14 protein-coding genes are annotated in these 13,720 nt (G+C 31.0%); 10 read left to right on the top strand and 4 right to left on the bottom strand.

Annotated elements, in window-relative coordinates; translation table 11 throughout:
• The 7 genes from Q0L44_RS08830 to Q0L44_RS08800 form a co-directional block, all read left to right on the top strand.
• The coding region (locus Q0L44_RS08830) for an immunoglobulin-like domain-containing protein (RefSeq protein ID WP_296637618.1) at positions 1 to 1,362 on the top strand (1,362 nt) is incomplete at its 5' end.
• Between the two features lie 10 nt (positions 1,363 to 1,372).
• On the top strand, positions 1,373 to 2,323 hold the full coding sequence (locus tag Q0L44_RS08825; protein WP_296637617.1) for a type IX secretion system membrane protein PorP/SprF: 951 nt from the start codon (positions 1,373 to 1,375) through the stop codon (positions 2,321 to 2,323).
• 19 nt (positions 2,324 to 2,342) lie between these two features.
• Positions 2,343 to 4,250 carry an OmpA family protein gene (locus Q0L44_RS08820; protein WP_296637616.1) on the top strand — a complete coding sequence of 636 codons (1,908 nt, stop codon included), beginning with the start codon at positions 2,343 to 2,345 and terminating at the stop codon, positions 4,248 to 4,250.
• 25 nt (positions 4,251 to 4,275) lie between these two features.
• Positions 4,276 to 4,812 (top strand): hypothetical protein, encoded by a 537-nt coding sequence (locus Q0L44_RS08815; RefSeq protein ID WP_296637615.1) that lies wholly within the window; start codon positions 4,276 to 4,278, stop codon positions 4,810 to 4,812.
• Positions 4,813 to 5,794: 982 nt separating this feature from the next.
• A complete protein-coding gene (locus Q0L44_RS08810) occupies positions 5,795 to 5,989 on the top strand; it encodes a helix-turn-helix transcriptional regulator (protein WP_296637614.1) in 195 nt (64 codons plus the stop codon).
• A gap of 15 nt (positions 5,990 to 6,004) precedes the next feature.
• A complete protein-coding gene (locus Q0L44_RS08805) occupies positions 6,005 to 6,379 on the top strand; it encodes a hypothetical protein (RefSeq protein WP_296637613.1) in 375 nt (124 codons plus the stop codon).
• Positions 6,342 to 6,632, top strand: coding sequence for an acetyltransferase (locus tag Q0L44_RS08800; protein ID WP_296637612.1), 291 nt, complete (start codon positions 6,342 to 6,344; stop codon positions 6,630 to 6,632). Before Q0L44_RS08805 ends, Q0L44_RS08800 begins: the two co-directional genes overlap by 38 nt.
• Before the next feature lie 22 nt (positions 6,633 to 6,654).
• Here the strand turns inward: Q0L44_RS08800 and Q0L44_RS08795 are convergent, their stop codons facing one another.
• Genes Q0L44_RS08795 through Q0L44_RS08780 form a run of 4 tightly spaced genes read right to left on the bottom strand, consistent with a single transcriptional unit; the run spans position 6,655 to position 9,703 of the window.
• Positions 6,655 to 7,239, bottom strand: a complete 585-nt coding sequence (locus Q0L44_RS08795; RefSeq protein WP_296637611.1) for a CopD family protein — start codon at positions 7,237 to 7,239, stop codon at positions 6,655 to 6,657.
• A 37-nt stretch (positions 7,240 to 7,276) separates the two neighbouring features.
• Entirely contained in the window at positions 7,277 to 8,293 is a 1,017-nt protein-coding gene (gene hemH / locus Q0L44_RS08790; protein ID WP_296637608.1) for a ferrochelatase, read from the bottom strand.
• 10 nt (positions 8,294 to 8,303) lie between these two features.
• Complete coding sequence (locus Q0L44_RS08785; protein WP_296637606.1) at positions 8,304 to 8,810, bottom strand: TrmH family RNA methyltransferase; 507 nt, start codon at positions 8,808 to 8,810, stop codon at positions 8,304 to 8,306.
• Between the two features lie 8 nt (positions 8,811 to 8,818).
• Positions 8,819 to 9,703: an AraC family transcriptional regulator gene (locus Q0L44_RS08780; RefSeq protein ID WP_296637604.1), complete on the bottom strand. Its 885-nt coding sequence runs from the start codon at positions 9,701 to 9,703 to the stop codon at positions 8,819 to 8,821.
• Between the two features lie 204 nt (positions 9,704 to 9,907).
• Here Q0L44_RS08780 and hemA point away from each other — a divergent pair, with 204 nt between their 5' ends.
• The 3 genes from hemA to hemB are packed head-to-tail and all read left to right on the top strand — an operon-like array spanning position 9,908 to position 13,716.
• Positions 9,908 to 11,143, top strand: a complete 1,236-nt coding sequence (gene hemA, locus Q0L44_RS08775; protein WP_296637602.1) for a glutamyl-tRNA reductase — start codon at positions 9,908 to 9,910, stop codon at positions 11,141 to 11,143.
• 10 nt (positions 11,144 to 11,153) lie between these two features.
• Positions 11,154 to 12,746 carry a hydroxymethylbilane synthase gene (gene hemC, locus Q0L44_RS08770; RefSeq protein WP_296637601.1) on the top strand — a complete coding sequence of 531 codons (1,593 nt, stop codon included), beginning with the start codon at positions 11,154 to 11,156 and terminating at the stop codon, positions 12,744 to 12,746.
• A 4-nt stretch (positions 12,747 to 12,750) separates the two neighbouring features.
• On the top strand, positions 12,751 to 13,716 hold the full coding sequence (gene hemB, locus Q0L44_RS08765) for a porphobilinogen synthase (protein ID WP_296637599.1): 966 nt from the start codon (positions 12,751 to 12,753) through the stop codon (positions 13,714 to 13,716).
• Positions 13,717 to 13,720 lie beyond the last annotated feature (4 nt).

Below are 13,720 nucleotides of genomic sequence, written 5' to 3'. Positions count from 1 at the left end.
TATACGGTCACTTATAATGTGAGTGATGCTAATGGCAATGCTGCTGATGAAGTAGTAAGAACTGTGAATGTAGTTGATACTACTATTCCAGTAATCACCCTTACAGGAGATGCCACAGTAATCGTTGAAGTTGGAGACACTTATACAGATGCTGGAGCAACAGCGACTGATAACTATGATGGAGATCTAACAGCAAGTATTATAACTGTAAATCCAGTAGACACTGATACAGTTGGGACATATACGGTCACTTATAATGTGAGTGATGCTAATGGCAATGCTGCTGATGAAGTAGTAAGAACTGTGAATGTAGTTATTGTAGATACTGATGGAGATGGTATTAAAGATGATGTAGATGAAGATGATGACAATGACGGGCAGTTAGATATTCATGAGATTGCTTGTGGATCAGATCCATTAGATGTTAATTCAATGTCATTAGACACTGATGGAGATTCTATTCCAGACTGTGTAGACGAAGATGATGATAATGATGGTACACCAGATGATCAAGATGATTTCCCATTAGATCCTGATGAAGATACTGACACTGATGGTGATGGTACAGGAGATAATGCTGATACGGATGATGATAATGATGGACAGTTAGATGTTGATGAGATAGCCTGTGGATCCGACCCATTAGATGCTAATTCAATGTCATTAGACACTGATGGTGATTCTGTTCCAGATTGTGTAGATACTGATGATGATGGAGATGGTATTTTAGATATAGAAGACAATTGTCCATTGATTTACAATCCTTTCCAAGAAGATTTAGACAATGATGGTTTAGGAGATGTTTGTGATGACGATATTGATGGAGATGGAATCTCGAATGCACAAGAATTATTGGATGATACAGATCCAGAGGATTGGTGTTCATCAATTCCTTCAAGTATAACAATGGAGTTGTCACAAGAGTATTTAAATGCAGATTGTGATGGAGATGGTCTGAATAATGGAGATGAAATTGGTCCAGATGTGAATAACCCTATAGATTCAGATGGTGATGGAGTTTTAGATTATTTAGAATTTAACAACCATTCGGTATCAGAAGATGATTTAGAGATTTTTAATTTGTTAACTCCAAATGGAGATGGTAAGAACGATGTTTTTGTCATTCGAAATATAGAATTATATCCTGAGAATACCTTAGAGATTTATAATCGTTGGGGAGTTAAGGTTTATTCAGTTTCTGGATATGGACAAAATGGTAAATACTTCATTGGAGAATCAGGAGGTAGGTTTACTATAAATAGCAATTCAACACTTCCATCAGGAACTTATTTTTACATATTAAATTATAAGTCTAATGGTTTTTGGAAAAACAGAAAAGGATATTTAAACTTAACAAAATAAAAAGAATAAGATGCAAAATAATAGTTTAAATACAACTGTAATGAAAAGAGTATTTATCATTGCTCTGTTTTTAATAATGCAGCTAAGTTATGGTCAACAAGACGCTCAGTTTAGTAACTATATGTATAACACGTTGAGTTTTAACCCTGGTTATGCAGGTTCACGAGGTACGAGTAGTATTTATCTTTCTCAGCGTTCACAATGGGTTGGTTTAGATGGAGCGCCAACGACAAACGCATTGTCTTATCACAGTCCTTTAGGTTCTTCTAAGGTAGGAATTGGATTGAGTATTTTAAATGATGCGATAGGAGCTGTAGAAGAAAATATGGTTTCTTTAGACATTTCATATACAATCAATACCTCTTATGATTATAAATTGGCTTTTGGTTTGCGTGGAAGCGCGCATATGTTAAATGTTGATTTTATGAAGTTAAATATTTTTAATCCAGATGATGAGTTGGCACAGAATAATATCAACAACCGATTTTCACCTAATTTAGGAGTTGGGTTGTTTTGGTATTCTGATAAGAGTTATCTAGGTTTTTCGATACCTAATTTATTAGAGACAAAACATATTAATCGTACTTTAAATTCCTCTGTTAGTTCTGTTTCTAAAGAGCGTTTACATTATCATTTAACAGCTGGTTATGTATTTGATATCAATAAGAATGTATTGTTTAAGCCCGCAATTTTAACCAAGATTGTTTCAGGCGCTCCATTACAATTAGATGTTTCTTCTAACTTTCAGTTTTATGACAAGTTTACCTTAGGGACTTCTTATAGAGTAGGAGCAGCAGTGAGTTTTTTAGCTGGATTTCAGGTAAGCCAAAATTGGTTTTTAGGCTATGGATATGATTTTGATACCAATTCGTTATCTACCTATAACTCTGGTTCACATGAAGTATTTTTGCGTTATGAAATTTTTAGAAACAATAACGTTAAAGCACCTCGATTCTTCTAATATCTTTAATTTATAAATTATGAAATTAAAATACATAACTCTTTGTTTATTGCTTATCAATGGTATTGTCTTTGGACAGCAAAATACTTTGAAGAGAGCCAATGCTAAATTCAATAATTTGTCATATGTAGAGGCTATTTCTCTTTACAGCAATTTAGTCAATGATGGATACGGAACTCCAGCAATATTTGAAAATTTAGCCAATGCCTATTACTATCAATCAAATTATGCGTTGGCAAAAGTTAGTTACGATTCATTATTTAAGATCAATAAAAAGGTATCTGTGGGTACCTACTACAAGTACATTAGTGTTTTAAGAAACCAACAAGAGCGTAAAGCAGCTCAATATTGGTATGCTCAAATGCTTGACTTGTATCCAACAGAAAAACAGCAGGCAACTAATGAATCTCAATTATTTGTAAACTCAGAAAAATTATCTGTTGAACAACTTGCTGTAAAGAGCGTTGATTTTAACTCTAATTTTTCAGACTATAAGGTTGCTTATTTAGGAGAAGATAAAATAGTATTTACGAGTAGTAGAGATACAAAAAAGAGGTTTTCAAAAAGAAGGTCATGGAACAATGAAGCTTACACAAATTTATACCAAGTAGGGCTTGATGATAAAGATTCATTAGTATCTATATCTAAGTTAAAGGGAAGTATAAATAAGTATTACAATGAATCTTCAGCGGTATTTACCAAGGATGGTAAGACGATGTATTTCACGAGTAATAATAACTATTCAGGAAGAGTCGCTACAGATTCTTTAAACAATGTACTTCTAAAAATTTATAAGGCTAGTTTCAATGGAAAGCGATGGGGAGATGCAGAAGCGTTGCCTTTTAATGGCAATCAATACAGTTGTGCGCATCCAGCATTGAGTCCAGATGAAGATTATTTGTACTTTTCGTCAGATATGGAAGGCGCAAAGGGAGCTTCAGATTTATTTAGGGTTTCTATAAATGGAACTACGTATGGAGAGCCAGAGAATTTAGGAGGTTCAATAAATTCAGTAGGAAGAGATACTTTTCCTTTTGTGAGTTCAGAGAATATATTGGTTTTTGCTTCTGATGCCAGAGAAGGTTTAGGAGGTTTAGATTTGTATTATGTAGATTTAACATCTAACAAGCAAAGAGTATATACTTTTGGAGCACCTGTAAACAGTGCTTTTGATGATTTTGGTTTGGTATACAAAACAGCAAATCAAAAAGGTTTTTTCACCTCCAATAGAAAAGAAGGAGGTTCAGGTTCTGACGATATTTACCAGTTTCAGGGACTAGCAATGCCAAAACTAAAAGATGTGACAGTACATGTTAAATCTAAAGGAGAAAAGCCTTTAATAGGGGTTACAAGTGTAAGGTTGACTGAGAATACAAATAACGGAGTTACAAAAGAGTTAACGGTAAGAGCGCAAAAGCTAACATTGTTTAATGTAGAGGGATCAAAGAAATACCAACTTGAATTTTTAAACGATAATTATCAAGCATTAACAACTACTATTGACAGAGAAACAAAAGATACGATTACTGTTTATCTTACTGAAAAAGAGCCAGTATTAACGGCTGTAGATTTAAGAGAGTTTGTCAATTTAGCACCTATCTACTATGATTTTGATGCAACAGAAATCACCCAAGAATCAAAATTAGAGTTAGAAAAAGTGGTATTAATAATGAATAAATACCCAAAGATTAACATTGATGTTATAGGTCATACAGACCGAAGAGGGCCAGCAGAATACAACATGCAACTTTCTTTAGAGAGAGCAGAAACCACTAAGAGTTGGTTGGTAGAAAGAGGGATTTCTGAGTCTAGGATAACAACAAAAGGATTTGGTGAGTTAAAACCAATTAATAATTGTGTAGGAACAAAAAAATGTAGTGAAAAGCAACACGATCAAAATAGAAGAACTGAATTTATGATTAGATAGTTCAGTTGTAAAAACACCTTTTAAAATGTTTCGAAGAATAGTCAATTTTATAAAGAAAAGAGCAAATAAAGAAGAATTACTTGATTTTGAGTATTATACTTTTACAGATTTGTTTGAAAAAAATATTGACGAAAAAGTCGAAGTCATTCATTGTGAAACAGATCAGGTTTTTTTAAAGAAATTGAGCACAAAACTAAAAGACTTTGGAGAGGCTAGTGTTTTTTCAAGTGCTAATTTTAAAGACAAAGTTTCTGTTCCTGTTTTAGATGTATCAGGGCAATCTTATGAAAAAGGAGATTGGTATTTATTTGAGGCTGACTTCGGTTTTGTTGAAAACTCTAGGCTACTTATTTCTAACTTTTCAATAAATGGGCTTAATTTCTTTGATCTTCCTAAGAACTTAGTAGTTGTTTTAAAAAGAACTTCGATTTTAAATACTCTGAATGATTGTATGAAGGGAATTAAAGATAAATATGCTACAAATGACTTTACAGTACATTCATTATCCTTATCTAAAGTTAGCCCTAACCTTCAGAGAATTGTCGTATTTATTAAACCGTAGTTTTAGCTAATTTTAAAAACCCTTATAAACGAAATAATAAGGTTTAAGTATTCATTTTTCGTGTTATATATAGATTTGACAGCAAAGTGCTAAGAAGGAAAGTGATCTTTAAAAAGTAACCCGGGTCTGGATAAATGAAGTCGTACTGGATTTTTTGGGTTTTTATTTGAAGTGATGAATTTGTTCTTAAATCTCAGATTTATACCATTATTCTCTCTAGTTAAATCAAATAAACAATAATATAATTTTACACCTGTTAGGTTTTATAGTTTAAACTTTCTAATTTTACAATATAAAGATTGGTGACCAATAAGGTGACTCAAAAAAGGTGTAGGAATTAATTGTTTGAATATAAATGTTTTATAGATAGGGTTCGAATCCCTCTTTCTCCGCAACAAACCTTGTAAGTCACTGATTTACAAGGTTTCTTATTTTTAGTTGCCTAGATCGTTGCCTTTTCTCTAAAAATCTTATTCAAATGCTAAGTTACCAATCAGAAGTTTTAGCGAACCATAAAAACCCAAAAAATAACATAGAGGGTGTTTGTAAAAGATCGTGAAACTGGATAGATGTAATTACAATCACTACATACCCTAGTAGTCTGATGAATCGTTTATTGGCTTCTCGCATTGTTCTTAAGTTTATTAGTTAATAGATAGATTTTAATCAGTAGGATCGCAAATACAATGGGTTCTATAATTAAAAAAATCCATACGTTGAGCTCCCGGTAGGTCATTCCTAACAGTTCACTTATTAGTTGCAAAAGTCTTACGGATTGGTCAAATACTTCGTTCATAATCAATGGGTTAATTTATTATAACTAATTTTGGTTGGGGGAGTTTACATATAGGTTCTTTGGGGGGAGGTTTATAGTAGGTGGTGAACGTTCACATATTTTGGGAGTCTAAAAAAATTATTTCATATTAAATACTCATATTATGATATATATTTTATACATTGGTTGGTCTATAAAAACAAGAAAATGAACCGCATTAAAGAGGTTTTAGAAGATAAGGGTATAAAACAAAAATGGCTCGCTGAAAAGCTTGGCAAGAGCTATAATATGGTAAACTCATATGTGCAAAATAGAAGACAGCCAAGCCTAGAGGTTCTATATAAAATTGCTCAGATTTTAGATGTAGAACCTGAAGTATTTTTAAAGAAAAATTTAAAATAAACTAATTTCAGATTTATGGGGTATGTAAATAATGAACAAATTATTGATTTCAAGTCAAAAATAACTAGCGATCCATCAACACTAGGGAAAATATATAAAGCAAAAAAAAGTCCTAATTATATTATTAGTGTTGATCATAATTTAGTAGAAGATAAACTAAAAGAAGGCTGGATTGTTAATTCTATTTTAAAAACAAAAACTAAGCTTTCAAAAGAAAAAACGCATAGTAAAAAATTTGAAGATGATATTTGGTTTCAATTTTACGAACTTGGATTTAGAACACTAAATATTGATGAAAATCTTGAATTACCTTTTAGTAAAAACCCCAATGATAAAAAACAAATTGAAGCCATTGAGATTAATCCTAGTTCCTTCAGCTTATTATCATAATTATCAGAATTTACCTGAAAGGCTTTCTGAAAAGTATAGAGAATTAAATTTTCAAAACCATTGCTATCTAAGAATTGCGTTAGACAATTTTTTTCAATCAAAGTGGGATACTAAGATTCAAAGACCAGCATATCGAAATTTAAGTAAAGTAGAATTGAATAAAGTTATTCAACTCTTAAAATCCTATTATGACAACAAGAAAATGTTGTTAGATCATAATAAGAATTCTTTATATTTTAGAGGTAAATTGTAATTTTTGAAATTAAACTTCACGATTAAGAATTATCTTGGTTTTTAAAGACTTCCTTTTCAGTCTTATCCCAAGATCTTTTTGCTTTAATCTTTTTATAGAGCCTTACACTTAGCATTAAAAGTATCCCAAAAAGAATAATTCCAACAACTCCCCAGATCCAATTAATGGCGCTTTTTAGTGTAACTAAAAATACAACAGCAAATAATATTACAGTCGCAATTTCATTAAAAATCCGTAACTTAAAAGCAGAGTACTTTATAATATCTTTCTGAAGTTTATTATAAATTTTTTGACAAAACCCATGATAAAAATAAAGGCTAAATACAAATGTTAGCTTTACATGCATCCAAGGTTGATATAAATAACCGGGTATCTGATAAAGCATCCAAAAAGCAAAAATACTAGCTAAAATTGCGGAAGGCCATGTAATTATATACCAAAGTCTTTTGCTCATTAATTTGTATTGCGTTTGCAATATAGTTTTAGCTGGCTCTAGTTTTGTTTCTGCTTCAGTATGATAAATAAATAAGCGAACTATATAAAATAATCCAGCAAACCAGGTAACTACAAAAATAATGTGTAAAGCTTTTATGTAAAGAAAGTCCATGTATTATAATTTATTTTTTTTGATATTTAGACGTTTTTTAAGCCTCAATCCAATCTATTAAGACATCTACCCAATCATCATTATCATTAATACAGGGAATTGCGTAAAATGCTTCTCCACCAGCTTCTAAAAAATCTTCTTTACCTTCCATGGCTATTTCTTCAAGTGTTTCTAAGCAATCAGATACAAAAGCTGGTGTAACTACAGCCAATTTTTTAATTCCTTCTTCTGGATATTTTTCAAGCATTTTGTCAGTGTAAGGTTGTAGCCAAGGATCTCCAGCTAATCTAGACTGGAAAGAAACAAAATATTGATGAGGTTGAAGATCTAAATACTCAACAACTTGTTTTGTGGTTTCGTAACATTGGTGTTTGTAGCAAAATTCATGAGCAGCAGAACTTGTCTTACAACATTCAAAATTAACACTATCATTCGGTTTGCAATGGCTTTTTGTGATGTCGGATTTACGAACATGTCTCTCTGGTATTCCATGATAAGAAAACAAGATTTTATCCCATTCTTTTCCATCTAAATAAGTCTTTATACTGTCACCTAGTACTTTTATGTACTCTTTTTTATGATAAAAAGCAGGGATATGCTTAAATTTCATTTCTGGGAAAAACTCTTGTCTTAATTCTTCAGCTAACACTAAAATAGTATCGGTTGTAGCCATAGCATGTTGCGGGTACAGAGGAACAATTAAAACATCTGAAACCCCTTTGTCATGTAGCTCTTGTAAACCCATTTTTATAGATGGAGTTCCGTAGCGCATTGCAAGAGCAATAGGTAATTCTGTTTTTTTCTGAACTTTATCTAATAATCTTTCTGATAGCACAATTAACGGAGAACCTTCATCCCACCAAATCTTTTTGTAAGCTTTAGCAGATTTTTTTGGTCTAGTATTTAAAATAATACCTTTAACCAAAATGGTTCTTAACCATTTTGGAGCATCAATTACTCTTTCATCCATTAAGAATTCACCTAAGTATTGCTTTACATCTTTAGTTGATGTGCTTGCTGGGGAACCTAAATTTACTAGTAAAACTCCTTTCATTTTTAATATTTTAAGATATCTTTATTTGGTTTGTTATTTCGTAAAGCGTTATTGCTAAACTATGGATTACATTCATAGATGAGTTTCTTCCATACATGGGAATGGCTATTGTTTCATCTACTAAGTTAATATTTTCAATTCCGTTTCTTTCACTACCCAAAAGTAAAACGATTTTTTCATTGTTTTTAAAATCAAAATCTTGAATATCGATACTTTTATCAGTAATTTCTATGCCTATAATTGTATTGCCTTCTAATTTTAATTGATGAATTAAATTATTAAAATTTTTATAAGAATCATAATTAATTTGGCCGATAGTGTTTCTGGCAGTATTTATTACTTTTCTGTTTTTTATAGATGGTGAATTTTCGTGAAAATAGATTTTTTCAACTCCAAAACTTTCAGAAATACGAAAACACATTCCAATATTTTCAGGTGTTCTTATGGCGTCACAAACAATAGTTATAGGAAACTTTTGCTGTTTATTTTTAATGTCATTATGAGTTAGTTGTATCACCTTAATAATTATTGATTTAAACTCATTACATATTTCTTTGGTGTTGTTCCAAATTTCTTTTTAAAAGCGGCTATAAAATGACTGGCTGTGCTATAACCAACCTGTGTACCTACCTCATTTACGTTGTATTGATTGCTTTCTAAAAGACGTCTAGAATGTTCCATCTTATAGTCAAAAAGAAAACTGTACACTGTGTCTCCATAGATTTGTTTAAACCCTTCTTTTAGTTTTTTAATATTTAAACCAATTTCGTTGGCTAGTTCCTGTAAACTTGGAGGCTCTGCCATTCTAGCAATAATAATTTTTTTAGCTTCTCTTATTTTAAGTACATTTTGTTCGTCTACTAAAAAAGGGCAATATTCTCCATCTGCATTCTCATCTTTTTGAAAGTGTAAACTTAATAACTCGTATACTTTTCCTTTAACATACAACTCTCTGATAGAGCTATTAATATTAGAGTTAATAATTTGTTGTAAAACAATAGCTACAACAGGCTTTATTTCTGCATCATCGTAATATTTTTTATTACTGTTTTCATCGCTTAAAAATGGAATGTAGCCAGATTCTTTAGAAAATAGTGAATGAAATTTTTCAATTGAAATTAATAAGGAAATAAGCGTTGTTTTAGGTTGAATTTCTAAATTAATAGGTAAAGTTATTTGAGGGTTATATAACAATATACTTCTGTTGTCTAAAACATCAAAAGAGTAGGAGTTGTCATTGAATAAAAATTTAGATTTACCTCGTAAGCAGAAATGAATTTGAATAAATGTACTATCTATTTCTCTTTCGAAGTTTTCAATATTTTCGCTTTCGTTCTGAAAATGAAGTACATAAAAACCTTTTTCTAAGTTAATTTCGTCAATAGTACTTTTGCCGACATTTTTAAACATTATTTTTATTTTAATTCAACTATTTTTTATTTAGAATGGTTCTAGATAAAAACACCCTAAATCCATTGTAGATAGCAAAAATAAAGAATTTAATGATTTTTATTCCGAATATTTACTTTAAAAAACATTTAACGTTATTTAAAGTACTTTTAGCGATGTTTTTTTCTGATAACTCTTTTTATTTTTGTGCAACTTTTAAAGTTTATGTTAGAGACAGCGAAAACACATTTTTATAATATTGGTGTCAGTTATAAAAAAGCTAATGCAAATACCCGAGGTAAATTTTCTTTGTCTAAAGAAAACCAGAGTGCTTTATTAAATAAAGCAAAAGAAGAAAACTTCAAAGGTATTTTTATATTGTCAACTTGTAATAGAACAGAAATTTCTGGTTTTGCAGAGCATCCTTATCAATTAATTCAATTATTATGTCATTTTTCCGAAGGCACAGTAGAAGAGTTTGCTTCTATTTCTAACGTATACAAAAATCAAGACGCAGTTCATCATTTATTTAGAATTGGTACAGGTTTGGAAAGTCAGATATTAGGAGATTATGAAATTGTAGGTCAATTAAGACAAGCTTTTAAGTTAGCTAAATTGCACAAGACTACCAATGCTTATCTAGAAAGATTGGTAAATAGTGTTTTACAGGCAAGTAAAAGGGTAAAGAATGATACTCGTTTAAGTTCGGGTACAACTTCCGTTTCTTATGCTGCTGTGCAATATATTATTAAAAATTTATCAGATTATAATTCAAAAAATATTTTGGTTTTTGGATTAGGAAAAATGGGTAAACACACCTGTAAGAATTTAGCAGAGTATACACAAAATAAGTCTGTTTGTTTAATCAATAGAACAGAAGAAAAGGCAACTGAATTTGTAAAGGAACATCATTCTATAAGAAAGTCTGTTATCGAAAATTTAACAGAAGAAGTTACTAAGGCAGATGTTTTAATTGTTTCTACTAGTGCAGATAAACCAACCATAACTCAGCATCATATCTCAGAAAATAAAGAGTTGCTAATTCTAGATTTGTCAATGCCAGAAAATGTTGCAAAAGATGTTACAGATTTTAAAGGAATATCTTTAGTAAATGTAGATGAGTTGTCTAAGATTACAGATGAAACTCTAGCTGCTCGTAAAAAAGAAATTCCAAAGGCTGAAGCGATTATAGAAAAACACAAAGCAGAATTTAATGACTGGTTAAATCACAGAAGATTTACACCAGCAATTGCTGCTTTAAAAAAATCTTTAGAGACTATTAAGAACGATGAAATTAATTTTCAAAGGAAAAAAATAGTAGATTTTGATGAAAGTCAAGCAGAAATGGTAACTTCACGATTCATACAGAAAATAACAACTCAATTTGTGAAACATTTAAAAGATGAAGATACATCTGTATCACAAAGTTTAGAGGTCATCAATAAGGTTTTTCAATCTTAAAAAATACTTAATGCAAAAAACGATTAGAATAGGAACTCGCGAAAGTCAATTGGCTCTTTGGCAAGCAAATAAAGTACGTAAAGAATTAGAAGAATTAGGTTATGAAACTGAAATTGTTCCTATAAAATCCACAGGAGATATTATTCTAGATAAGCCTTTGTACGAATTAGGGATTACAGGAATTTTTACTAAAAATTTAGATGTTGCCATGTTAAATGGTGATATAGATATTGCTGTACATTCTTTAAAAGATGTGCCAACTGCATTACCAGAAGGTATTATGCAAGGTGCAGTTTTAAAAAGAGCAAATTATTCAGATTTACTAGTTTTAAAAGATACAGAAGAATTTTTTGGACAACCTGGAGGTATAATTGCAACTGGTAGTCTACGAAGAAAAGCAATGTGGTTAAATCGTTACCCAACGCATAAAGTTGAAGATTTAAGAGGAAATGTAAACACGCGTTTAAGTAAATTAGAAAATAGTGAAACTTGGAATGGAGCTATTTTTGCTGCTGCAGGCATAGAGAGATTGGGTTTAAGAGAAAAAGGTGCAATACCTTTAACTTGGATGATTCCTGCACCAGCACAAGGTGCAATTATGATAGCTTGTTTAGAAAAAGATCAGTTTGTAATTGATGCGTGTGAGCAATTAAATCATTACGAAACAAAGGTTTGTGTAGGTATAGAAAGAGAATTTTTAAGATTACTAGAAGGTGGTTGTACAGCCCCAATAGGTGCATTAGCTTATGTTGATGAAAAAACACAAGAAATTAATTTTAAAGGAATCTTGTTAAAAAGAGATGGTTCTAAGAAAATTACAGTAACCAAAACTTCAAAATTAGGAAGCCATAGATACTTGGCTAAAGACTGTGCAGATTATGTAATTAATAGAGGGGGAAAAGAGTTAATAACAGAAGATGAGGAAGTTGGTGAAAAGGTTGCTTCTGTTTATTCTACAAAGAAATTATCAGAATTACAGAAAGAGGTTCTTTCTTCTGCAATTGGTATAGATGATAGCGATTTTATTAAAATACGTTTTAATAGAATTCCACCAAAAGTGATGAAAAATGAAATTGAAAATGTTGTAATCACTAGTCAAAATGGAGTAGAGGCTCTATTGAATTCTTTTACCAAAGATGAAATGAAGTTCAAGAACATTTATTGCGTTGGTAGAAGAACTAAAAAATTAATAGAAAATAGAATAGGTAAAGTTGCTAAGGTTGCTAAGAATGCAAAGGCATTAGCAGAATACTTGTCTACAGCATTAGAAAATAAAATTGTCACCTATTTTTGTAGTGATGTTCGTTTAGATGTTTTACCTGCTTATTTACAATCTCATGACATTACTGTAAATGAAGTAGAGGCATATAAAACGATGTTAAGCCCAGAGAAATTAGACGATTCAGTAACTGGAGTGTTATTTTATAGTCCTTCAGGCATAGAGAGTTATTTAATAGAAAATAGTGCAAATAAAATTGCTTTTTGTATTGGAGAAACCACTGCAAAAGAAGCTAGAAAACATTTTAAAAATGTACAGGTTGCAAATTTACCAAGCGTAGATTCAGTTTTAGAATTGGTGAACAGTCATTTTACATCAAACTAATATAATGTTTAGAACAAGAAGATTAAGAAAAACAGAAGGGATAAGAAGATTAGTTAGAGAAACTAAATTATCTGTAGATGATTTTATTTATCCGTTGTTTATAGAAGAAGGCGAAAATATAGAAACAGAAATCGTTTCTATGCCAGGAATTAAACGTTATTCTTTAGATACCATTTCTAAAGAATTAGACGAAGTTGTTTCATTAAATATTCCTGCTGTTTTATTATTTGGTATTCCATCAGAAAAAAATGACGAAGGCACAGAAACATGGAATGATAATGGAATTATGCAACAGGCCATTCGTTTTATCAAAAAGAATTACCCAAGTTTATATGTAATTACAGACGTTTGTTTTTGTGAATATACTTCTCATGGTCATTGTGGTATTATTCATAACAATGATGTCGATAATGATGCAACCTTAGTAAACATTGCAAAGCAAGTTATTTCTCATGCAAAAGCAGGTGTAGATATGGTTGCACCATCAGGAATGATGGATGGAACAATAGATATGATTCGTCAGTCATTAGACAACTCAGGTTATCCAAACTTGCCAATTATGGCATATTCTGTAAAGTATGCTTCAGCATTTTATGGTCCATTTAGAGATGCAGCAGATTCTACACCAACTTTTGGAGACAGAAGAACGTATCAAATGGATCCATCAAATAGAGATGAAGGTTTAAGAGAAGCTACTTTTGATGATCAAGAAGGAGCAGATATTTTAATGGTAAAACCAGCCTTATCGTATTTAGATATCATTAGAGATTTAAAAAATAATTTTGATAGACCAATTGCTTGTTATAATGTAAGTGGTGAATATGCAATGGTAAAAGCTGCTGCAGAAAAAGGTTGGATTGACGGAGAGAGAGTAATGATGGAAAGTTTGTTGTCTATGAAAAGAGCAGGTGCAGATATTATTATCACCTATTTTGCAAAAGAGGCAGCTAGATTATTATTAAAAAAATAGCTTT

This window comes from Polaribacter sp., from assembly GCF_024639685.1.
Classification (GTDB): Bacteria; Bacteroidota; Bacteroidia; order Flavobacteriales; family Flavobacteriaceae; genus Polaribacter.
The sequence above is the reverse complement of the archived record's forward strand: the minus strand, read 5'-3'. Positions and strand labels throughout refer to the sequence as shown.

Coding starts and splice junctions, on each gene's coding strand:
- Q0L44_RS08825 (WP_296637617.1), top strand. CDS start 1,373: ATGCAAAATAATAGTTTAAATACAACTGTAATGAAAAGAGTATTTATC.
- Q0L44_RS08820 (WP_296637616.1), top strand. CDS start 2,343: ATGAAATTAAAATACATAACTCTTTGTTTATTGCTTATCAATGGTATT.
- Q0L44_RS08815 (WP_296637615.1), top strand. CDS start 4,276: ATGTTTCGAAGAATAGTCAATTTTATAAAGAAAAGAGCAAATAAAGAA.
- Q0L44_RS08810 (WP_296637614.1), top strand. CDS start 5,795: ATGAACCGCATTAAAGAGGTTTTAGAAGATAAGGGTATAAAACAAAAA.
- Q0L44_RS08805 (WP_296637613.1), top strand. CDS start 6,005: ATGGGGTATGTAAATAATGAACAAATTATTGATTTCAAGTCAAAAATA.
- Q0L44_RS08795 (WP_296637611.1), bottom strand. CDS start 7,239: ATGGACTTTCTTTACATAAAAGCTTTACACATTATTTTTGTAGTTACC.
- hemH (WP_296637608.1), bottom strand. CDS start 8,293: ATGAAAGGAGTTTTACTAGTAAATTTAGGTTCCCCAGCAAGCACATCA.
- Q0L44_RS08780 (WP_296637604.1), bottom strand. CDS start 9,703: ATGTTTAAAAATGTCGGCAAAAGTACTATTGACGAAATTAACTTAGAA.
- hemA (WP_296637602.1), top strand. CDS start 9,908: ATGTTAGAGACAGCGAAAACACATTTTTATAATATTGGTGTCAGTTAT.
- hemC (WP_296637601.1), top strand. CDS start 11,154: ATGCAAAAAACGATTAGAATAGGAACTCGCGAAAGTCAATTGGCTCTT.
- hemB (WP_296637599.1), top strand. CDS start 12,751: ATGTTTAGAACAAGAAGATTAAGAAAAACAGAAGGGATAAGAAGATTA.